Origin of the sequence: Antarctobacter jejuensis (genome assembly GCF_052266595.1) — a bacterium.
Taxonomy (GTDB): domain Bacteria; phylum Pseudomonadota; class Alphaproteobacteria; order Rhodobacterales; family Rhodobacteraceae; genus Antarctobacter; species Antarctobacter jejuensis.
Genome location: NZ_JBQQXJ010000005.1, coordinates 127,834 through 149,469, shown reverse-complemented (window position 1 = coordinate 149,469; position 21,636 = coordinate 127,834). Strand labels below are relative to the sequence as shown.

Sequence of the window (21,636 nt, the reverse complement as noted above, 5' to 3'; positions counted from 1 at the left end):
CGCACAATTCTGCCAATGTAGACGGTTCGTTTCCATATTGGCGCCAATCTGCCTGCAAACCTCACAGGCAGAGGCCCTTCCATGCCCACAGTTCCGCTTCCGCTCGCCTTTGGTGCGGCGGCCACCCCCGATCTGTTCGGCGGCAACATCCTTGCGCCCCGCGCAGAGATGACAGGCCCGGGCAGCTATGCAGAGGCGGTCGATGCGCTGGGCGTCACAACGCTGCGCTATCCGGGCGGGTCCCTGACCGAAAGCTATTTCGACCTCGCCAATCCGGACGCGAATTTCGCCATCGACAACGAGACGGGCGCGCGGACCGATTTCATGCCGATTTCGGACATCATGGGATATTCCGCGCAGACGGGGGCGCCCGTCAGCATCGTGCTGCCCACCCGGCAGGAACTTTCACCGCGCTACTTCGACGACAACGGCGACCGGCAGGAAGACGTGGCAGAGGATCTGCTGCGCGACTTCGTGCGTGACGTGGTCACGGGCACCTACGGCGACGGCAATGTCGTCAGTTTCGAGATCGGCAATGAATACTGGGGATCGGGGCGGATGAACGCGGTCGAATATGGCCGTGTCGCCGCCGAGATGACCCGCATCATCGATTCCGAACTGCAGTCTCTGCAGGCCGCATTCCCCGAGGCGGCCGATATCGAGATCCTGGTGCAGATGGGCACCAACTTTGGTGACTCCTCTCTGGATGAGGCCTACGACGGCATGTCCGATGCCGAGATCATCGCTGATGTGAACGCGACCTACGGGCTGAATATCGCGCCGAATGCCCGTGTCGACTGGACCGATATCAACAACCGCATCGTGATCGAACAGTTTGACGCCGCCGAACTGGATGCGGTCGACGGCGTCATCGCGCATGTCTACTCACGCGGAGAGGATCTGCCCCACACCCGGTATTTCGCGCTCGATCAGATCGAGGACACATGGCAGGCCATCGATCCCGAACTGGAAATCCACGTCACCGAATGGAACCTGCGCTCTGGCGCGTCGAACCTGACACGGGGGGAGGACTACGGCCTGTATCAGGCGCATGAGATGCTGGAACTGGTCGAAACCTTCATGGCCGAAGGGGTGGATGCCGCGCAGGTCTGGCCGTTGATCCAGAATAGTGCCTCGTCCCTCAGCATGGGCTCGGAATTCGCCAGCGCCACGCCGCCCGGAGAGATGTTCACGATGCTGGCGGAAAACCTGCCGGGCATGACCATGCTGGATTTCACCCCGGCAGATGCCCGTGATGGCGAGTTGGAAGAGGGCGGTTTGGAAGTGCACGGTTTTGCCGATGGCGCGGACCTGCTGTTCTACATCTACGCACCGCAGGGGGCGGGGGTGGTGAACAGCGGCGTCGATATCAGCGCGCTTGTGGCGGACGTGGGCACCGTTGAGGCCAGCGTGCTGGGGGTCGCCCCGGGACAGAACCCGGGAAACACCGAGGCGACGGCCGAAGTGGAACAATTGGACGGCGGGGACATCTATGCGGGTGGCCTGATCGACGCGGTCCTTGGACCGGGCGAGATCATGCAGGTCAGGCTGATCGATGTGACCCCGACCGCCCGGTTTGCCGAGGTTTTCGATGCCACGGGACCGGACCCGGCGCTGCCAGAGATGTTGATCCCTGACGCGGAAATCCTTCTTGAGCTGGACCTCGATCTGGACAGCGGCGGGTTCGTGGCGGCCCCGCCTCCGACCCCGCCATCTGGCCCGCCGCAGCCGTTGGAATTGGTTCAGGCGCTGGAATTCTCTGGTGAAAGCGCAATGCCGGTTCCGGCGACCTTGGCCCCGACAGTCGCGGATCCGTTCATTTTTCCAACGGAGGATGCGAGGCCTTTGTCAGCCGGGTTGGACCCATTCGCTCTGACGGAGCAGACCGACGCATACGAAGCGGGCCCGGAGCCAATGCCCGCCTCCACCCCACAGCTGGCCACCACATTCGCAGATCCGGTCGAGGCCGCCCAAGAACTGCTGTCGGTTCTGGGGTTCAACGCCCCACAGTCGCAGGAAGGCGATCCGGTCTCAGCGGCAGAGCCCGGCCCGGATTATGACGAGGAAGAGGAGCAAGGAGATGACGAGGGCTTTGACGATATGGGGCTGATCTGGGCCTTGGCGCTTATGCCGGTGCTGGCCATGGCTGGCGGGTTGGGCTGACGGCCGGACAAGGCCGGCGGGCCAAAAATTCGCCGGGTTAGATCGGTTCAATCAACTCTGGCCCACTGGCGCGGTTCGAGTTCACCCTTGGGTCGACCCGGTAAAATTCCAGCGCGTCCTCGGGGGCGGGTTTCATCAGCGTCGCGGCCCCGCGTCCGCTTTCGCCCAGCCACAGCGCCCAGTCTGCTGGATCCAGAACCACGGGCATCCGGTGGTGAATCGTGGACATCGGCGTGTTGGCGCCACAGGTCACGACGGCACAGGTGCGGAACGCCTGTCCGTCGCGCTCCCAATCCTGCCAGACCCCGGCAAAAACGAGCGGGCCCGCTCCGGCGGGAAAAATGTACCAAGGCAGGCGATTGCCATCCTCATCCTTTGTCCATTCGTAAAACCCCGACACCGGGATCAGGCAGCGCCTCTCACGGCAAGCGGCCTTGAAAGCCGGTTTCTCGGCAATCGTTTCGGCCCGCGCGTTGATCAGAAGCGGCCCACCATTGGGGGTCTTGTACCAATGCGGCAGAAACCCCCAGCGCATCGCCTGCAGGCGGCGGCCATCGTCCTGCATTACAACGTGGATGCGGTTGGTCGGGCAGACGTTATAGTTGGGGACGTCAGGCAGATCGTTGGCGGGCGCGGCGTCGAACAGTTGCGCCATCGCGTCGCTGGGCAGCGTGATCGCGAAGCGTCCGCACATCGCCTATACCCCGATACCGGAATAATGCAGCAGGCCCCATGCGGTCAGTTCTCGGTCCAGCTTGCCCCAGAGATCGCCGAACCGCAGGGGATCCATCCGCGACATCTGCTGAATTTCGCCAACCGTGCGGCGGTTGTCGATCGCGGCCATCAGCGGGGCGCATTCGCGCGGCAAGCGCACCTGCACCTTGGCCTCTGTTAAGGTGATCGGCAGCGGACGTCCCTGTGCCACCGCCTGGGCCGGTTTGCGCATGTCAGATGTTGGGGACCGCGGGATCAGGCTGTTTTTCGAACCGCGCGGCAGCTTTCGCTCCTCGTCCGAAGGCACCAGATAGCCGGTGTGTTTCCTGATCGTGCCGCGCAGCTTTTCGGCCAGCGCCATGGCGGTCACGTCATCCATGCCCTTGGGGCGGTCGGTGATGCGCGCCAGATCGTAGAGCCCGCGCGGCAACAACCCTTGCAGTTTCCAGCCCGTCCGCTCCAGCGTGTCCATCAGCCGTTTGACGTCAAACGGTGTGTCCTGCCCATGCAGCAGGAGGTCATAGAAACCGGCGTCGCCTTGCCTGTGGTCGTTGACGTTGGGGTTGGTGGCAAAGGGGTGCCCCTGTGGCAGGTTGGCGACCAGCTGTTTGGCCTTGGCCACGCGCACCTGCGGCGACAGCCCCTCGAACAGCCCGGCAAAGGCCTCTTGCAGCGGGTAGATGCCCGAGCGGCCATAGGGGGCGTAGACCATGAACCCCATGCCGCCGCCCGGCGCCACGGCAGAACGCAGCGCGGCAAAGCCTGCGTCCGGGTCGGGCAGGTGATGCAGCACGCCGCAGCAGTCGATGTAGTCGAAGGGGCCATAGTCCGCGGCATCCAGCAGGCTGCCGGTGACGAATTTGATCGTCGTCAGGCCGCGCACCTTTGCCCGCGCCTCTGCAATCTCGCGCGATGCGCTGGACAGGTCGATATAGGTGATCTCATGCGGCGCGCCCGCACTGGTCAGCAGTTGCGCAATCTGGATCAGGGCGTCGCCTGTGCCGCCGCCGGCGACAAGGATGCGGGTCATCTGCGACCAGTCGCGGCTGCCCTCGAACAGGTAATGGTCCACCTCGATCGGATGAGAGGGGGAGCCGGTGATCAGGCGCTTTTTCTCATCTTCCGGATCGCGCTCGGGGTAGGGATAGCTTTCGTACTGCTCCTTGACCGTGACCATGCGCCCCTCCGTTGGTTGGCAAAGGGTTTGCCCCAGAAGCGCGCCGAGACACAAGAGACGATCTGCGCAGCGGTCAGCCGCGGCGGCGCGCGATGTCCAGCCGCGTTTCGGTCATGGCAATGTCACGAATCAGACCCACCCGCGCGCTGCGGTCTGCGGTGTCACGCAATTCCTGACGCAGGCGGGCAAGTTCGTTGGTCAGGGCGACCGCCTCCGGCACGGCGCCGTTGTCCCTTAGGATGCGCGACATGACCGCGTTTTCCGGATCGTCACAGCGCGGCAGCGGGCGGCCCGCGCCTTCGAGATTGTCGAAGGCCCCGTCACGTTCCGCCGCCTGAATGCGGCTGTTGATGAGGTCGATCAGAGGGTGGTCCATGTCAATCTGAATGCCACACGCCGTATCGTGATGAAAGAAAGGTTACCGCCGCAGGCACGGAAAAGCGCGCGCAATTCGGTTGATGTTTCAAGGATGGCACAGGGACGCAGCGTCATTCGCCTTGTGCCGTTGCGTGCGTTTCCCTTGCGCGGGGGCGCAAAGCTTTCCACACTGTCGGGCAACAAGAACATGGCGGGAGGAGAGACGACCATGACCTATGCGGGAATGGCCGATCGCAACGCAATCGAAAATGAAATGCCGTGGGATCAGCGTGATCTGCCCAGAACGGTCTGGGGCCTGTTGAACAGGACCGCTGACCGGTTCCCGGCGCGGCCTGCGGTCAGTTACCAATTGTTGTCCGGTCCGACCGACAAGGCAGAGACGCTGAACTGGGCCGATCTGCGTGACCGGACGGCTCAGGCGGCGAACCTGTTCCGCAGTCTGGGCGTGGGCGAAAACGACGTAATCGCCTATGTCCTGCCCAACTGCAACGAGACCATCGCAACCCTTTTGGGAGGGATGGTGGCGGGGACCGTGAACCCGATTAACCCGCTGCTTGAGGCCGAACAGATCGCCGCGATCCTGCGCGAAACGGATGCCAAGGTGGTGGTCACGCTGAAGGCGTTTCCCAAGACCGACGTCGCGCAGAAGATGGCCGAGGCGGTGCGCAACGCGCCGCATGTCCATACGGTGCTGGAGGTTGATCTCAACCGCTATCTCACCCCGCCGAAAAGCTGGATCGTGCCGCTAATCCGCCCCAAGAACCCGGGCAATCATCACGCCGATATCAAGTGTTTCGCCAAGGAGGTTGCCAAGCAGCCCAAAACGCTGAGCTTTGCCGACAGCACAGGCGACCGCGTCGCCGCCTATTTTCATACCGGCGGCACCACCGGTATGCCGAAGGTGGCACAACACACCTATGAGGGGATGATCTACAACGGATGGCTGGGCGATACCCTGCTATTCTCCGAAGAAGACAGCGTGATGTGCCCGCTGCCGCTATTCCACGTCTTTGCCTGCCACGTGATCCTGATGGCGATGGTCTGTTCGGGCGCGCATGTGGTGTTCCCGACGCCTGCGGGGTATCGCGGCGACGGGGTGATGGACAATTTCTGGAAGCTGTGTGAACGCTGGAAGACGACCTTTGTCATTACCGTGCCCACGGCGGTTTCTGCGCTGATGCAGCGCAAGGTCGATGCCGACATCAGCCGCATCAAGACAGCCTTTTCCGGATCGGCACCGATGCCGATGGAACTGTTCAAACGGTTCGAAAGCGCCTGCGGCGTGACCATCTGCGAGGGTTATGGGCTGACCGAAGCAACTTGCCTTGTCGCCGTGAACCCGGTGGATGGAGAGAAGAAGATCGGCTCTGTCGGGATCCCCTTTCCGTACACGGAGGTCAAGATCATCAAGGTCGCGAACGGTGAACCGGTGGAATGCGGCGTCGATGAGATCGGCGAAATCTGCGTGTCCAATCCCGGCGTCTATGCCGGTCACACCTATACGGAGGCAGCCAAGAATGAGGATCTGTTCCACTATGGCACTCACTTGCGGACCGGTGATCTGGGGCGTCTGGATGCCGACGGCTATCTCTGGATCACCGGGCGCGCCAAGGACCTGATCATTCGCGGCGGCCACAACATCGACCCGGCCGAGATCGAAGAGGCGCTGCTGGCCCATCCGGCGGTGGCCTTTGCGGGGGCCATTGGCCAGCCGGATGCGCATTCCGGGGAACTGCCCTGCGCCTTTGTCGAACTGGTCGATGGCGCGCAGGTGACGGAGGCGGAATTGCTGGAACACGCCAAGGTGCATGTTCACGAACGCGCCGCCCATCCCAAGCACATGACCATCCTGCCGGAACTGCCCAAGACCGCCGTTGGCAAGGTGTTCAAGCCCGATCTTCGCAAACACGCGATTACACGGGTCTACAACGGTGCGCTGGAAAAGGCGGGCAGTGCGGCGCGGGTGACGGCGGTTGTCGATGACAAGAGCCGGGGTCTGGTGGCGCAGGTCGTGGCGAACGGCGCCAGCGACAGCGAAGTCGGCAGTGTTCTGGGCGATTTCACCCGGCCTTGGGAATGGGTCGACGCCAGCAAGTGAGCGGCTGACGTTCAAGGGGAAGCGACATTCCGGGCGCGCGGGGCAAAGCACCCGCGCGCCTTTTGTTATGGAATGTGCGTGATAACAGGGTCGATCGGCGTGGCGGCAAAGCCTACGGCCTCTTCCAACCGCCGGGCAATTTGCAACAGGCGTGCCTCTCCCCGAGGGCGGCCAATCAGTTGCAGGCCAATGGGCAGGCCGCGCGCATCGCGGCCCACGGGCAGGGACAGCGCAGGCAGACCGCAAACGGTGGCGAGGAAGGCAAAGCTGAGCCAATCCAGGTAGTCGCGGCTTTGCACGCCGTCGATCACGGGCGGATACTCGATCTCGACCGGCAGCGGACCAATCCCGGTCACCGGGCAGGCGAGCACGTCATATACGCTCAGGAAGTGTCGCATGACTTCATAAAGGCGGCTGCGGGTCAGGTTGGCCTGCGCGATGTCATCGACGGTCAGGCGACCGCCCTCGGCGATGTTGGCCTTCAGCGCGGGCTTGTACTGGTCCGAGATGCGCGCAGGAGTGGCCTTGAAACTGGTCCACATGCCCAAGGCGCGAAAGGTGCGGAAACAGTCGACAAGGCCGGTCGCCTTCGGGCTGTCCTCTGTCACCTGAACGTCCGGCGCCTGCAGTCCGGTCAGGGCGTCCTGAAGGATCCGGCGCATCTCCGGCTCCACCGGCGCCAGCCCGCCAAGGTCCGGCGCATAGGCGATACGGATTTCTCCAGCTTTGGCCCGGCAACTCTCAAGATAGCTGCGTTCCGGGGCCGGGAAAGCCAGCGGCGAACTCGCGTCCCATCCCGCCATTGCATCCAGAAACAGCGCGCAGTCCTCGACCGTGCGGGCCATCGGGCCGTCAACGCCCATCACGTTGAATAGGTCATGACCGCCGGGGCTGGACGCGACGCCGGGCGAAGGGCGCAGGCCGACGATGCCACAGAAACTGGCCGGCGTGCGGAGCGAGCCGCCCAGGTCCGAGCCTTGGCTCAGCCAGACTTCGCCGGTGGCCAGCCCTGCCGCCGCGCCGCCCGACGATCCGCCCGCGTTCATCACGGTGTGCCACGGATTGCGCGTGGCGCCAAAGATCGGATTGAAGGTGTTGGCGCCTGCGCCCATCTCCGGCGTGTTGGTTTTGCCGATGACGACGCCGCCCCGGGATTCCAGCCGCAGGACCAGGGGATCGGACTGGGCCGGTACATGATCCGCCAAGCCGGGGGTGCCAAAGGTCGTGCGGACTCCGGCAACGGGTGTCAGATCCTTGATCGCGATGGGCAGACCCGCCAGCAGGCTGCCCGCATCCGCCCGTTTTGCGGTGGCGCGCGCCCGGTCCGGGCATGGCGTCACCGTGGCGTTGACGGCATGGGATGTCTGTTCGATCCGGGCAAGGCTGGCATCCGCCAGTTCACCTGCGCTGACCTCACCCCGGCGCAGCAGGTCGACCGCCTCGCAGGCGGTCAGTTGGCACAGCTCGGGGCCGGTGAAGGGCCGCTCAGCAGCTGCCATCGTCCTGTGCGCAGAACATGTCGTAAAGCAGCGCGATCACCCGGCTGGTGTTGTCATTGGCAAGGCTGTAGTAGATCGTCTTGCCTTCGCGGCGGGTGGTGACAAGACCCTCTTCGCGCAAACGGGCCAGCATCTGGCTGACCGCTGCCTGCCGGATGCCAAGAAGATCCTCCAACTCGCCCACGGACTTTTCACCCGATCCGAGGTGGCACAGAATCATCAATCGCCCCTCATGCGCAAGGGTCTTCAAAAACGCCGCAGCGTGTTTGGCATTGGTTTCCATCTCGCTCGGCGGTGCCGGGAATTTGGTCAGATCTTCCATGGGACTCGCTTGGTTTTCCTCAGTATATAGCGCGGCCATATGGGAATTGCGAGGTCATGCTTCGGTTGCGGGTGCACCACCTTCGAACGCGTTGCCATTTGCATAATCGCAGGGCGCATCCTGCATCTGAAGGTGCAGGCCATCGCCTGTAAAAGGATGAGCGCGGGCCAGTTCCTCATCCATCTCGATGCCAAGGCCGGGGGCCGTTGGCGCAGGCACAAATCCGCCCTCCACCCGGATCGAGCCCTTGATCAGCGCATCGTGGAACGGTGTTTCGATGGTTTCCGCGATCAGGAGATTGGGGATAGCGGCGGCCAGCTGGATGTTGGCGGCCCATTCCACCGGACCGGCATAAAGATGCGGTGCCATTTCCGCGTTGAAGCTTTCGGCCATGGCCGCCAGTTTGCGCATCTCCCAGATGCCGCCCGCGCGCCCCAGCGCCGGTTGCAGGATCTTGGCACCGCCGGTGCGGAGCAGGGCAGCAAACTCGGCGCGGGTGGTCAGCCGTTCGCCGGTGGCGATAGGAATGCGGACGGCGCGGGCGACCTCGGCGAATTCGAGCAGATTGTCGGGCGGTATCGGTTCCTCGAACCAGAGCGGCAGGTAGGGTTCCAGCGCCTGCCCAAGCCGGATGGCGCCTGCGGTGTTGAACTGTCCGTGGGTGCCGAACAGCAGGTCGGCGCGGTCGCCAACCGCCTCTCGGATGGCCTTGCAAAAGGCGACGGAGAGGGCAATGTCGCGCATGCCGGGCTGGTGGCCGCCGCGCATGGTGTAGGGGCCTGCCGGGTCGAATTTGACCGCAGTATAGCCCCTGTCGACGCAATCCAGGGCGGATTCCGCGGCCAGTTTCGGTGAAGTCCAGAAATCCGACATTTTGTGCCGGGGCAGCGGGTATAGATAGGTATAGGCGCGGATGCGTTCGTTCATCAGCCCGCCGATCAGCGCCCAGACCGGGCGGCCCCGCGCCTTGCCGAGGATGTCCCAGCAGGCGATTTCCAGCCCCGAAAACGCCCCCATGACCGTCAAATCCGGCCGCTGGGTAAAGCCGGAGGAATAGGTGCGGCGGAACATGCGCTCAATGTTTTCCGGGTTCTCGCCTTCGAAATAGCGGGCAAAGACGTCGTTGATGACGGCCTTCATGGCGTCGGGGCCCACCGAAGAGGCGTAACATTCGCCCCAGCCGGTGATCCCGTCATCGGTGGTCAGCTTGACGAGGATCCAGTAGCGTCCGCCCCAGCCCGGCGCCGGAGGGGCCGTGATGATGACGTCGAGGTCCTGAAGTTTCATGGCTGTTTCCTGACGTTGAACGGGTCGGTGGCGGCTCTGCCCCCCGCCTGCGGCGTCCCCCGAGGTATTCTGAAGACCAAAGAAGCGGGGGCGGGGCGCCGTGGTCAAGCGGGGTCGAAGAGGATCACGTTGCGCCGTGCGCCGCCGCCCTTGGTGTCGGCGATGGCCTCGTTGATCTGATCCAGCGTCCAGCGCCCCGACACCAGTTCATCCAGTTTCAGCCGACCCTGCCGGTAAAGGTCTGCCATCCAAGGAATATCGCGCTGGATCACCACGTCGCCCATTTTCGACCCGACCATCTGTTGCCCCATGTAGGCGGGCACCACCGGCTCATAGCGGGCCGTCGCCCCGGAATGCGGCATGCCAACCATCACCATGCGACCACCCCAGCCGACATAGCGCATTGCCTGTTCGTACGCCGGGATCGCACCCACGGTCACGGCGACGACATCGGCCCCGCGTCCCATCAGGTCCATCGCGGTTTTCCACGGGGCCTCTTCGCTGGCCAGCACGCCGTCGGTGGCGCCGAATTCGCGGGCAATGTCGAGCTTTTCCTCGCTCATGTCGACCGCGACGATCCGGCGGGCGCCGCCGATACGGGCGCCCTGAATGGCGTTGAGGCCTACGCCGCCCGCGCCGATAACCACGACATCGTCGCCCGGGCGCATCTTACCGGCATTGATCACCGCGCCGATGCCGGTGATGACGCCGCAGGCCAGAAGGCAGACCGCCTCTGCCGGCATGTCTTCGGGCATGACGACGACCTGGCTTTGATCGACGACGACGCGTTCTGCAAAGGCCCCGCAGAACATCGCAGAGGCGACCGGTGTGCCGTCCGGCCGCGTGAGGACGGCGTCAGTTGTGCGGTCACCGATGCAGATGGTGGGCTTGCCGCCCGCGCAGTTCGGGCAGGTTCCGCAGGCGCGGATCAGCGTGACAACCACGCGGTCGCCTTCCTTGAGGTCTGTGACGCCGCCACCGATGGCAGAAACGCGGCCGGCCGCCTCATGCCCGTAGACGGCGGGCAGATCCCCGCCCCATGCGCCTTCGGCATAGGAAATGTCCGAGTGGCAGATGGCGACGGCTTCGAGCGTCACTTCGACCTCGCCCGCGCCGGGGGCGCGAAGGTCGAGCTCCTCGATCCGGAGCGGGGCGTCATGTGCGGTGCAAACCGCGGCGCGGATACGTGGCATTGAAAAGGCTCCCCGATTTTTGAGGGAGCCTGCGCAGGCACGAGCCACGCTGCAAGCCGGAAAGCGACCTATGAGCGTCGTGTTACGTTACGGCACAATCCGCGTCGGTCAATCGGGCAAGTCCGACACCGCAGCGGCAAAGGCCCGTGCCTCCTGCGGCGCGGTGCCCATCTGTGTGACCGGGTCGAACAGCGCCTGCGGCAGATCCGGATGGGCGGCGAGGGCCACCTCTGCCAGCGGTCGGCCGGTTTCTCTAGCCGTCTTGCAGAGCGTCTTGGTCACGGCCTGTGCCTCGGGGCGGGGCATGTGATCCGCCAGAGCAAAGGACAGGGCCTCTGCCATCAACAGCCCGCCGGTGGCGTCCAGTGTCCGTGCCATCACCTCGGCCTCCGGCGTCAGGGTTTCGGCCTGGGCCTGCGCGTGGGTCATCGCCGCGGCGGCGGACAGCACCAGTTGCGGCAGGCACAGCCATTCGGTGAACCATGCCGCGCCATCGCGTTGCTGGGTGTGGATGGCGGCGCCCTGCAGCGTCGCATTCACGCCCTGCGCATGGCGAGCCAGGGCGATCATGGCCGAGGGGACGACCGGGTTCTGTTTCTGCGGCATCGTCGAGGACGCGCCTGATCCGCCAAGCCGCACTTCGCCGATGCCGGATTGCGTGGCGCGGACAAGGTCCTCTCCCATTTTGCCGGCGGCCAGCGCGGTGCGGGTCAGCCAATCGGCGATCTTCAGGATCGGGGTGCGGTCGCTGTGCCAGCTGCGGCCGGGATCGGTGAGCCCCAGTTTCGCGGCCATCGCCGCCCGCAGGCCCGCCGGATCTGGACCCAGTGCAGAGGCGGTGCCCGCCGCGCCTGACAGCGACACCAGAAGCGCCGATTTGCGCAGGACCGGCAACTCCTGCAAGGCGGTCAGCAGCGGCCAGCCCCAGGCCGCGGCCTGCGCGCCAAAGCTCATCGGGGTGGCGTGTTGGCCGTAGGTGCGGGCGGCCATCGGGGTTTCCGCATGGGCTATCGCCAGACGTGCCAGGGCGGCGAGCGTGGCACGCAGGCGGTCTTCCTGCTGGGACAGCGCCTGACGCAGGCGTAGCATCAGCGCCGTATCGAGAATGTCCTGAGAGGTCGCGCCCCAGTGCAGGTATTGCCCGTGTTCCGGCGCTTCCATCGCCTTTCGAAAGGCCGTGACAAAGGCCGGGACACTGACGCCGTTTTGCCCGGTGGCCTCTGCCAATCCGGCCGGGTCGATCTGGCATTCCAGGCTGCATCTCTGGATGAAGGCGGCAGAGGTTTCCGGGATCACGCCTTGGGCTCCCTGCGCCTGCGCCAGTGCCCCCTCGACCAGCATCATGGCGCGGATCTCAGCCGTGTCGCTGAACAGGCGAGCGGTATCCCCGGTGGCGAAAAGCTGCGTCAGGTGGGCGCTGTCAAAGGGGGTTGCGGGCATGGGTGTCAGGCTTTCACGAAAGTGTCGATGGCGCGGGCAAGCGCGTCCGGCATCGAGAAGAAGGGAGAGTGGGAACTGTCGAGCGTCGCAACCCTGCCTGGCGAGAACCGGTCTGCCATCCGCCTTTGAAAGACCGGCGGAATGGTGCAGTCCTGCGTGCAGAGGATGTAGTTGCGCGGAAGGGATTGCGAGCGTTGGGACAATGTCACCGGGACTGAGGACGCGGAAATGGCCTGCGGGCACAGGTGATCCAGCGCAAAGGCCACCGCCTCCGGCGGGCAGTCATGATAGAAAAGGTCCGGTGCCATGTCTGGGTCGATGGTAAAGCTGCGTCGGTCCTCGGACATGCGAAGCGCAGGCAGGAGCGGCTGCTCAGGGGCCTCCATCCGCATCTGGGCAAGGCTGAGACCGGGCCAGGGGTCATAGGCGCAGACATAACTCAGCGACAGGATATGGGACGGGTCGATTTCGGCGGCCTGCGTAATCGCGTAGCCGCCCATGGAATGGCCGACGACATGTGTCGGCCCCTGCAGCGCGTCGATGATCGCCTGCCCGTAGAGATCAAGGGTGACCTCGTTCACCGGGGTCGAGTCTTGCCCGTGCGACGGAAGGTCGATGGCGCGCACGTCATGCCCCAGCGCCTGTAACGCTGGAATGGTGTCGCGCCAGCACCATGCGCCATGCGCCGCGCCGTGGATCAGAAGGATATCGGCCAAGGGATCAGGCCGCGCCCTGCGCCTTGAGAAAGGCGGTGAGGATCGACGCGTATTCCTCGGGCTTTTCCACGCAGGGCAGGTGGCCTGCGCCGCGGATCAGCTCCTTTTGCGATCCGGGAACAAGGTCCGCCGTCTCAAAGACCAAATCCGGTGGGGTAGAGCCGTCCTCGCTGCCCGCGATGGCCAGCGTCGGCAGGCGCAGCCCGCTGGTGGAAGTGATGAAGTCCGTGCCGGAAATGGCGGCGGCGCAGCCGGTCCAGCCCTCAGCCGGGGTGCGCAGGAACATGTTGCGCCATGCGGGAAACTCGGGGTCGTCGTGGAACGGCTTGGAAAACCAGCGATCCATTGTCGGCCCGACCACAGAAGCCAGACCACCGTTGTTGACCGCCGCGATCCGTTCGGCCCACATGTCACGGGTGCCGATCTTTGCCCCTGTGTTGGACAGCACCATGGCGCGCACAAGGTCCAGCCGTTTGGCCGCAAGCCCCTGCGCGATCATCCCTCCGATGGAGAGACCGACAAAGATGGCATCCTTGAAGCCGGCATGCTCCATCAGCTTTTCGGTGTCCGATATCAGCGCGCCCATACTGTAGGGCCCCTGCGGGACGTCCGATAGACCATGGCCGCGCTTGTCGAACCGCAGGATGCGCAGGCCCGTGGGCAGCAGCGGCAGGATCTTGTCCCAGAGCCGGAAATCGGTGCCCAGCGAGTTGGCAAAGACGACGGGCGTGCCGTCCTCTGGTCCGGTGACGCTGTAGTGCAGGCGAAGATCGCCGAATTGTGCCATCTGCATGTGACTGTCCCTCCGTTAAGCAGGGTGTAGCGCGAAGGGGCAAGAATAGAAAAGGGCCTGTCGCGCTTCAGTACGGCGTGTCGACGAGCCTATCGGCAAAGGTGACCTGACCTGCGCCATCGATGCGGGGTTTCTGGACGACTTTGCCGATAGGCCCATCGAACAAGAGCGCGCAGTCACCGTACCCGTCCGGGGTCAGCCTGCTCCACCTTTCCGCCAACGCCGGACCAGAGAGACATGAGGGTCAGTGATGTGAGGAGGCGGGAAACCGTGGTCATGAAACGGGCCTGTCATTTGCAACAACAGGCCCGTAAATCTGCCCTTCAAAGGGCGATGAAAGTGCGTGGCGACGCCTCAGGCGATTTCGACCAGTTCGATATCGAAGGTCAGATCCTTGCCCGCCAGCGGGTGGTTGGCGTCGATCGTCACGGTCTCTTCGGTCATGGCGACCACAGTCACCGGCAGAACCTGACCGTTCGGGGCCTGTACCTGCAACTGCATGCCCAGTTCCAGCGGGATTTCCGGCGGGATCTCTCCGCGCGGGACGTCTTGCTTGGCTTCGGGGTTTGTCGGGCCATAGGCGTCGTCCGCAGGGACGTTGACGGTCTTCTTGTCGCCGACGGCCATGCCGGGGATCGCCTTGTCGAGGCCCGGGATGATCTGGCCCGAGCCAACCTCGAATTGCAGCGGGTCACGGCCTGCGCTGCTGTCGAATGTGGTGCCGTCGGCAAGGGTGCCGGTGTAATGAAGGGATACGGTATCGCCGGTCTTGACCTGCGTCATGGGAACTCCTGTCATGTCGGGGGGTGATTGGGTGAGGCCGGGATCGTTCCGGGTGCTCGAGATTTCAACCAATTTAGGCATGTGCCTGCTGGATTGCAAAGGAGGATCTGCGGCTTTTCCGCCCGTAATCGGGGTTTTCGCGGCCGTTGGGGCGTGTCAGGGTGGCGCGAAAGCGAAACAGGGGGGCGTTTATGGCCATCAAGGTTTGCATCTTCGATGCCTATGGCACGTTGTTCGACGTGGCCGGGGCGGCCCGGGTCGCGGCAGAGGAGCCGGGCCGTAACAAGCTGGCCGAGGTCTGGCCGCAGTTGGCCGCCGACTGGCGTGCCAAGCAGTTGGAGTACAGCTGGTTGCGGGCGGTCACGGGCGACTATGTGCCGTTCTGGGAAGTGACAAAAGATGGGTTGGACTGGGCGATGGAACGCGCCGGTCTGGACGATCCGGAACTGCGCGAACGGCTCTTGGCTCTGTACTGGGAATTGCCAGCCTACCGCGAGGTGCCGATGATGCTGGCCCGTCTCAAGGCGCAGGGCGTTGCGTCGGCAATCCTGTCCAATGGCAATCGCGACATGCTGGAGGGCGCGGTAGACAGCGCCGCGATCGGGGAGTTCCTGCAGGCGCTTTTGTCGGTGGAACAGGTGGGCATCTTTAAGCCTGCTGCCGTGGTTTATGACCTTGTGGCCGAGGAATTCGGCTGTGCGCGGGACGAGGTGCTGTTTGTCTCATCGAACGGTTGGGATGCGTGTTCGGCGGCGGCCTACGGGTTTCAGACCGCCTGGGTCAACCGGATGGGCCTGCCGATGGACCGCCTGATGGCCAGGCCGGACCATGTCCTGAGTGATCTGACATCGATACCGGAGCTTGTGTGATGCCGCGTTTTGAAACCTCGGACGGATTGTCCCTGTTCTACCGCGACGAAGGTGAAGGACTGCCGTTGCTCTGCCTTGCGGGGCTGACCCGCGACGGGCGGGATTTCGACTTTGTTGCCCCGCATCTGCAAGGGGTGCGCCTGATCCGTCTGGATTATCGCGGCCGGGGGCAATCCGATTGGGGGCCAAAGGAAACTTACCAGATCCCGGTCGAGGGGCGCGACGCGCTGGAACTTCTGGATCATCTGGGGATCGAAAAAGCGGCTGTTTTGGGCACCTCACGCGGGGGGCTGATCGCCATGGTACTGGCCGCGTCGGCCAAGGACCGTCTGATGGGTGTGGCGCTGAATGACATCGGGCCGGAGATTGCGGAGCCGGGCTTGAAATACATCGAGGGCTATCTGGGCCGCAAACCGCCGCAGAAGACGCTGCCCGAGGTGGCGCAGAGGCGGGCGGAGGTGTTGACCGGATTTGTCGGTGTGCCGGAGAGCCGCTGGCTGGAAGAGGCGGATCGCCTGTTCGTGCAGACGTCCGAGGGGCTTGAACTGCCCTATGACGCGGCGCTGCGCGAGGCGGTTCTGGAAGGGGGGGCAAATCCCGCGCCGGATCTCTGGCCCTTGTTCGACGCATTTGCCGGTTTGCCGCTCTGTGCCCTGCGCGGCGAGAATTCGGATCTGTTGACGGCCGAATGCTTTGCCGAGATGCAGAACCGTCGACCGGACATGATCGCGGTCGAGGTCAAGGGACGGGGGCACATTCCGTTTCTGGATGAACCGGAAGCGGTGACGGCCCTGCGCAAATGGTTGTCGATGCTTGGGTGACGGAGGGTGACGCTCTTGGTCCCTTTGGGCCCAATTCGCCCCACCCACCGTCCCTTGGGGCGCTTATTCCGATAGGTTGAAGACCCGAGAGGGGTGCAGTTCGCCTGCGCGATACCGGCCCACGGCCAGCGGTTTGCCCTCGAAAGAGGCCCAGGCCTCGTCGCCGTATTCCACGTCCGAGGCCAGCACCATGCCCGGGTTGCCGTTACGCAGGCGGGCGGCGCCCTGCGCGGTGCATTTCAGTTCCGGCAGGTCCGCAAGGCCCACTTCGAGCGGCAGCAAATGCGCATCCAGTTCGGGCGTGCGCGCCAGCGCATCAATCTGTTCCAGCGTGATCCCGTTCTCAGCCTCGAACGGACCGGACCAGATCCGGCGCAGGTTGCGCACGTGACCGTAACAGCCCAGGGCCTTGCCCAGATCGCGCGCGATGGAGCGGACATAACCGCCCTTGCCGCAGGTCATTTCCAGTTCCGCGTGATCGGCATCCGGGCGGTCGATCAGCACCAGTTCCTCGACCCAGAGCGGGCGCGCCTCGATCTCCATTTCCTCGCCGTCGCGGGCGCGTTTGTAGGCGCGTTCGCCGTCGATCTTGACGGCGGAGAACTGCGGCGGCACCTGCATGATCTCTCCGACGAAGCCATTGAGCGCCTCCTTGATGTCCTCGTCGCTGGGGCGCGTATCGGAACTGGCGATGACCTCGCCCTCGGCGTCGTCGGTGTTGGTCGCCTGACCGAAGCGCACGGTAAAGCGGTACGCCTTTAGTGCATCGGTGATGTAGGGCACCGTCTTGGTCGCCTCACCCAAGGCCACGGCCAGCACGCCGGTCGCCTCGGGGTCAAGTGTTCCGGCATGGCCGGCCTTCTTCGCGTCCAGCGCCCAGCGGACCTTGTTGACCACAGCGGTGGAGGTCAGCCCGGCGGGTTTGTCAACGATGAGCCAGCCGGAAATGTCCCGGCCCTTGCGCTTGCGTGCCATGGGGGTCCTCTTGTCGGATAAGGGCGGCGAGGTAGCAAGCGCATGGGTAGCTGTCAATTGCGCGCGGCGACCCTGCGTGAATTGGTGTGACCGGGCAGCGGCACGGCAAGCAGACCGGCCCTGTGGCACAGGAAGACCGCCCCGGCCACGGCCCAGAGGTTGGCCAGCACAAAAGCCCCGGTGATCCCGGCAAATCCGAGCAGCGCCGCGCCTGCCCACGCCAGCGGAACGTAGACCAGTGCAATTCGACTGGCCGACAGCGCCATGGACCATAGCGCCCGGTTGCGCGCATTCATCGCGGCATTGGCAGTCACAAGAATTCCGTAGCCGAAAAAGCCGAGGCTGCCCCAGCGCAGATAGGTGGCCGCATCCTGTTGCGCGGCTCCGCCGCCGGTCATGAGACCCGCCAAAGGGTCGGCGATCAGGAACAGGACTACTGACAGGGCCGCTCCGTAGATCAGACAAAGGGTAAAGGTCAGGCGCACAGCCTGCTGCGCGCGCTCTCTGAGATCGGCGCCCCAGGCCTGCCCGACAACCGGGCCGATACCCGCCGACAGTGCCAACATGGGCACGAACAATAGAGACTGCACCCGGGTGGCCGCGCCAAACCCGGCAACGGCGGCATCGCCCAGCGTGGCGGCGGCAGAGGTCACCAGGGACAGGCCCAGCGGATTGATCGCGTTCGAAGCCGCTGCTGGTCCTCCGATCCGCGCGATGCGGCGCAGGCTGTCACCGATTCCGGTCAGGCAATCGCGCGACAGCGAGAGCCGCCCGCTACGCAGGGCAAAGGCCAAGAGGCCGGCAAACCCGAGGACCCGCGCGATGAAGGTTGCGATGCCCGCGCCTTCGGTGCCGAGCGCTGGCACAAAGGCCAGCCCGAAGATGAAAATCGGGTCGAGCGCTATGTTGATCAGCGATTGCACCGTCATGACCGTGGCAGAGATATGTGCCTCTCCCCCGGCACGGAAGACGGCGTTCAGGCCCATCCCCGCGACCATCGGCGCGAAACTTATGCACCACCACGGTACGTAAGACAGAACCGCCTCTTTCACCTCTCCCGTCGCGCCCATAAGTTCGAAAATCCACGGCGCGGCAAGGAAAAAGGCCAGGGCGGTCACGCTGGCCAGCAGGGTTGCAAAGATCAGCGAATGCAACGCCAGACGGGCGGCACGGCTGTCGTCGTCACCGTCACGGCCAAGGGTCTGACTGACCACCGCTGAGGTGCCCGCGCCTAGTCCGATCGACAGGGAGGTCAGCGCCACGATCGCCGGGTAGATGAACCCGATGGCGGTCAGCGCCGTATCGCCCGCCCGCGCCAGAAAGGCGGCGTCTGCCAGCCCGACCGACAGAACGCCGAGAATGCCAATGCTCATCGGGGCGGACACCCGCCACAGCGCGCGACTCACCGGGCCAGAGGTCAGATAGCGCTTGCCAGTGTTATTCTTCCTCTCAGTCATGGGCCGGACTTGGCGCAAAACCGGTCAAAGGCAAGTCGCGGGATCAGCCGTCGGCTTCGGTCAGCGCCTCGGCGATGGTGTTCAAAGCGGCGCGGATGGGCGGATCGTGACGGGCCTCGTGGTGAGAGACCAGCCATTCCTCATGAGCCAGTTCCGGGATCGGGTCCGACAGGCGGATCAGGCCCGGTTCGGCGTCACCGGCAAAGGTGGGCAGGACGACTCTGCCAAAGCCGCCAAGCGCAAGGTCGAGGCACAGGCGCGGGTCGCTGGCGGTGGTTGTGATTTCGCCCTCGTGGTTTTCGTGCAGCCAGCGCTGCGAGGGCGGGGCAGGAATCCCGGTGGGCAGGCTGACAAATCCCGTGATCTCTGGCCCGCGCGCATAGATCGCAAAACCGATGCGGCGCAGCCGCTGCCGCGCCAGACGCGACGAGTCCGGTGCGCGGTTGCGGATGCCGATGTCAGCCTCGCGGTGGGCAAGGTCCAGATTGGCATTCGAGGGCAGAAAGGCCGGACGCCAGAGCGGCGCGCCCTCTGGACTTAGCCGCTGGGCAAGGAATCGAGAGGTCCAGAACCCGGCCGTAATGCGAACCGGAACCGGCCCCACAGCCGTATCCCGCCACAGGTCGGCCTTGCGCCGGATCGCGTTCAGGCCCGCCACCCGCTCGACCAGCGCGCGGCCCTCGGTGGTCAGCGTGTACCCGGCCTTGCCGCGCAGAAACAGCGCGCGCCCGCATTGCTGTTCTAGCCGGGTCATGCGGCGCGAGAGGGTCGGGAGCGGTATATCGGACTGGCGCGACGCCTCTGACAGTGAGCCGCAGCGCGCGACCTCGACCAGGACGGCCAGATCGTCGAGGCTGAAAGGGGTTTCATTCATGAAAGACAGCTTGCGCAGTTCAGCGCTGTTTTCAAGGGATGTACTGCGTCACCTATGAGGCGGCATCACAATCAATGCTTCCAAAGGTGAAAACATGACCGTTCTATTTGTTCACGCGCTCCCGCGTGCCGCATCGCAGAAACCTTCGGAAAAGGAGATCATCACCGCGCGCATCGCCAGCCGCCGCAAATGGATGCGGCGGCAGCAGTATTTGTTGCTGCGGGTTGCTCTGTTCGGGCGCGCGAAGCTCAGGCGCGGGTCCCGGCGAAGCGTTCCTGCCATTCTTCGCGTTCGGCATCCGTGATCTTGCGGAAGGTCACGTCCGGCACGGTGAACGCGTGGCCTGCGGGCATGACCTCCAGCGCGGCAGCGATATCCGTGGGCCAGCTGTCATCGTCGCTTTGCATGGCGGCGCGCAGGTCGGCGCAGGCGTCGGGGATGAACGGATCGGAAATCACCGCGTAGAGCCGGATCAGGTTCAGCGCGAGGCGAATCTGCATCGCTGCCTGTTCCGGGTCGGTCTTGAAGGTGGACCAGGGCGCGACCTCTTGCAGGTATTCGTTGCCCAGCACCCATGCGGCGCGCAGGGCAGCGGCAGCCTTGCGGATCTCGACCGCCTCCATGTGGCCCTCGTATTCGCGGACCTTGGCCGTCAGATCGGCGATCAGCTTGGCCTCTGCCTCACCGGGTGTGCCACCCTCGGGCACCGCTTCGGAGAACTTGGAGCGGCAGAACTTGGTCACGCGGCTGGCGAAGTTGCCCAGCACGTCGGCGAGGTCCTTGTTCACGCCGGACTGGAATGATTCCCAGGTGAATTCGCTGTCCGAGGTCTCGGGCACATGGCTCAGCAACCACCAGCGCCAGTAATCGGCGGGCAGGATCTCCAGCGCCTGATCCATGAACACCCCGCGCCCGCGCGACGTGCTGAACTGGCCGCCATCGTAGTTCAGGTAGTTGAACGACTTGATGTAATCGACCAGCTTCCATGGCTCGCCGCTGCCCAGGATCGTGACCGGGAAGGACAGCGTGTGAAAGGGCACGTTGTCCTTGCCCATGAACTGGGTATAGCGCACGTCCTCGGCGCCCTTGTCATTGCGCCACCAGCGCGCCCAGTCGTCGCCTTTGCCCGCGTCGACCCATTCCTGTGCACAGGCGATGTATTCGATCGGCGCGTCGAACCAGACGTAGAAAACCTTGCCCTCCATGCCGGGCCAAGGTTCATCGCCCTTTTGCACGGGCACGCCCCAATCAAGGTCACGGGTGATGCCCCGGTCCTGCAACCCGTCACCATCGTTCAGCCATTTCTTGGCGATCGAGGTGGTCAGCACGGGCCAGCCTTCGCGGGTGTCGATCCATTCCTCGATCTGGTCCTTCATCGCGGATTGGCGCAGGTACAGATGCTTGGTCTCGCGCATTTCCAGATCGGTGGAGCCGGAGATCGTCGAATGCGGGTTGATCAGGTCGACCGGGTCCAGCTGCTTGGTGCAGTTGTCACACTGGTCGCCGCGCGCGCTCTCGAAGCCGCAGTTGGGGCAGGTGCCCTCGATATAGCGGTCGGGCAGGAAACGCCCGTCCGCCTTGGAATACATCTGCGTCTCGGACACTTCGCGGATCAGGCCCTGTTCATCCAGTACCTTGGCGAAATGCTGTGTCAGTTTGCGGTTTTGTTCGGAAGACGACCGTCCGAAATGATCAAACGACAGGCGGAACCCCTCGGCCAGCTTGGCCTGCACTTCCCACATCTCGGCGCAATACTCGGCCACCGGCTTGCCCGCCTTGGCGGCGGCCAGTTCGGCGGGGGTGCCGTGTTCATCGGTCGCGCAAAGAAACAGCACCTCATGCCCGCGCTTGCGCAGGTAGCGGGCATAGAGATCGGCGGGCAACTGACTGCCCACGAGGTTTCCAAGGTGCTTGATGCCGTTGATGTAGGGAATGGCGGATGTGATGAGATGTCGTGCCATTGGTGTCGCGCCTGTCCGTCCTGAGGTTTGCGCATCGTTTATCCCTCATGCCGCCCGAGGACCAGAGGGACGGTGGCTTTGTCGCAAACGCATCCTGATCGTTACGTCTGTCGCGC

General features: G+C 64.3%; 19 protein-coding genes. 4 read left to right on the top strand and 15 right to left on the bottom strand.

Annotation, left to right across the window (positions count from 1 at the left end):
• Positions 1-81 precede the first annotated feature (81 nt).
• A complete protein-coding gene (locus tag ACTXGA_RS09165) occupies positions 82-2,163 on the top strand; it encodes a type I secretion protein (protein WP_443392919.1) in 2,082 nt (693 codons plus the stop codon).
• 37 nt (positions 2,164-2,200) lie between these two features.
• Here the strand turns inward: ACTXGA_RS09165 and ACTXGA_RS09160 are convergent, their stop codons facing one another.
• The 3 genes from ACTXGA_RS09160 to ACTXGA_RS09150 all read right to left on the bottom strand — a co-directional run bounded on the left by ACTXGA_RS09160 (position 2,201) and on the right by ACTXGA_RS09150 (position 4,430).
• Positions 2,201-2,857 (bottom strand): SOS response-associated peptidase, encoded by a 657-nt coding sequence (locus ACTXGA_RS09160; protein WP_443392917.1) that lies wholly within the window; start codon positions 2,855-2,857, stop codon positions 2,201-2,203.
• Positions 2,858-2,860: 3 nt separating this feature from the next.
• Positions 2,861-4,054: a class I SAM-dependent methyltransferase gene (locus ACTXGA_RS09155; RefSeq protein WP_443392915.1), complete on the bottom strand. Its 1,194-nt coding sequence runs from the start codon at positions 4,052-4,054 to the stop codon at positions 2,861-2,863.
• A gap of 73 nt (positions 4,055-4,127) precedes the next feature.
• Entirely contained in the window at positions 4,128-4,430 is a 303-nt protein-coding gene (locus ACTXGA_RS09150; RefSeq protein ID WP_443392913.1) for a DnaJ family domain-containing protein, read from the bottom strand.
• 210 nt (positions 4,431-4,640) lie between these two features.
• On the opposite strand from ACTXGA_RS09150, the gene ACTXGA_RS09145 reads away from it, so the two are divergent.
• On the top strand, positions 4,641-6,530 hold the full coding sequence (locus ACTXGA_RS09145; RefSeq protein ID WP_443392911.1) for an acyl-CoA synthetase: 1,890 nt from the start codon (positions 4,641-4,643) through the stop codon (positions 6,528-6,530).
• A gap of 65 nt (positions 6,531-6,595) precedes the next feature.
• Here ACTXGA_RS09145 and ACTXGA_RS09140 read toward each other — a convergent pair whose 3' ends face one another.
• The 8 genes from ACTXGA_RS09140 to ACTXGA_RS09105 all read right to left on the bottom strand — a co-directional run bounded on the left by ACTXGA_RS09140 (position 6,596) and on the right by ACTXGA_RS09105 (position 14,563).
• Entirely contained in the window at positions 6,596-8,029 is a 1,434-nt protein-coding gene (locus ACTXGA_RS09140; RefSeq protein WP_443392909.1) for an amidase, read from the bottom strand.
• Positions 8,016-8,351: an ArsR/SmtB family transcription factor gene (locus ACTXGA_RS09135; protein ID WP_443392907.1), complete on the bottom strand. Its 336-nt coding sequence runs from the start codon at positions 8,349-8,351 to the stop codon at positions 8,016-8,018. The genes ACTXGA_RS09140 and ACTXGA_RS09135 overlap by 14 nt, the downstream gene beginning before the upstream one ends.
• A gap of 54 nt (positions 8,352-8,405) precedes the next feature.
• A complete protein-coding gene (locus ACTXGA_RS09130; RefSeq protein WP_443392905.1) occupies positions 8,406-9,638 on the bottom strand; it encodes a mandelate racemase/muconate lactonizing enzyme family protein in 1,233 nt (410 codons plus the stop codon).
• 104 nt (positions 9,639-9,742) lie between these two features.
• A complete protein-coding gene (locus ACTXGA_RS09125) occupies positions 9,743-10,831 on the bottom strand; it encodes an alcohol dehydrogenase catalytic domain-containing protein (RefSeq protein WP_443392904.1) in 1,089 nt (362 codons plus the stop codon).
• A 108-nt stretch (positions 10,832-10,939) separates the two neighbouring features.
• Positions 10,940-12,271: a lyase family protein gene (locus ACTXGA_RS09120; protein WP_443392902.1), complete on the bottom strand. Its 1,332-nt coding sequence runs from the start codon at positions 12,269-12,271 to the stop codon at positions 10,940-10,942.
• Between the two features lie 5 nt (positions 12,272-12,276).
• Positions 12,277-12,987, bottom strand: coding sequence for an alpha/beta fold hydrolase (locus tag ACTXGA_RS09115; RefSeq protein ID WP_443392900.1), 711 nt, complete (start codon positions 12,985-12,987; stop codon positions 12,277-12,279).
• A gap of 4 nt (positions 12,988-12,991) precedes the next feature.
• On the bottom strand, positions 12,992-13,780 hold the full coding sequence (pcaD, locus tag ACTXGA_RS09110) for a 3-oxoadipate enol-lactonase (protein ID WP_443392898.1): 789 nt from the start codon (positions 13,778-13,780) through the stop codon (positions 12,992-12,994).
• Positions 13,781-14,134: 354 nt separating this feature from the next.
• Positions 14,135-14,563, bottom strand: coding sequence for an FKBP-type peptidyl-prolyl cis-trans isomerase (locus ACTXGA_RS09105; RefSeq protein ID WP_443392896.1), 429 nt, complete (start codon positions 14,561-14,563; stop codon positions 14,135-14,137).
• 191 nt (positions 14,564-14,754) lie between these two features.
• On the opposite strand from ACTXGA_RS09105, the gene ACTXGA_RS09100 reads away from it, so the two are divergent.
• Together ACTXGA_RS09100 and ACTXGA_RS09095 are read left to right on the top strand one after the other, a co-directional pair.
• Positions 14,755-15,432, top strand: a complete 678-nt coding sequence (locus tag ACTXGA_RS09100; RefSeq protein WP_443392895.1) for a haloacid dehalogenase type II — start codon at positions 14,755-14,757, stop codon at positions 15,430-15,432.
• Complete coding sequence (locus ACTXGA_RS09095) at positions 15,432-16,253, top strand: alpha/beta fold hydrolase (RefSeq protein ID WP_443392894.1); 822 nt, start codon at positions 15,432-15,434, stop codon at positions 16,251-16,253. Before ACTXGA_RS09100 ends, ACTXGA_RS09095 begins: the two co-directional genes overlap by 1 nt.
• 63 nt (positions 16,254-16,316) lie before the next feature.
• Here ACTXGA_RS09095 and truB read toward each other — a convergent pair whose 3' ends face one another.
• The 4 genes from truB to metG all read right to left on the bottom strand — a co-directional run bounded on the left by truB (position 16,317) and on the right by metG (position 21,520).
• Complete coding sequence (truB, locus tag ACTXGA_RS09090) at positions 16,317-17,228, bottom strand: tRNA pseudouridine(55) synthase TruB (RefSeq protein WP_443392892.1); 912 nt, start codon at positions 17,226-17,228, stop codon at positions 16,317-16,319.
• A gap of 53 nt (positions 17,229-17,281) precedes the next feature.
• The gene (locus ACTXGA_RS09085) at positions 17,282-18,685 is read right to left on the bottom strand and encodes an MATE family efflux transporter (RefSeq protein ID WP_443392890.1); all 1,404 of its coding nucleotides are present in this window, start codon (positions 18,683-18,685) and stop codon (positions 17,282-17,284) included.
• Between the two features lie 43 nt (positions 18,686-18,728).
• The gene (locus tag ACTXGA_RS09080) at positions 18,729-19,559 is read right to left on the bottom strand and encodes a LysR family transcriptional regulator (protein WP_443392888.1); all 831 of its coding nucleotides are present in this window, start codon (positions 19,557-19,559) and stop codon (positions 18,729-18,731) included.
• A gap of 248 nt (positions 19,560-19,807) precedes the next feature.
• Positions 19,808-21,520, bottom strand: a complete 1,713-nt coding sequence (metG, locus tag ACTXGA_RS09075) for a methionine--tRNA ligase (RefSeq protein WP_443392886.1) — start codon at positions 21,518-21,520, stop codon at positions 19,808-19,810.
• Positions 21,521-21,636 lie beyond the last annotated feature (116 nt).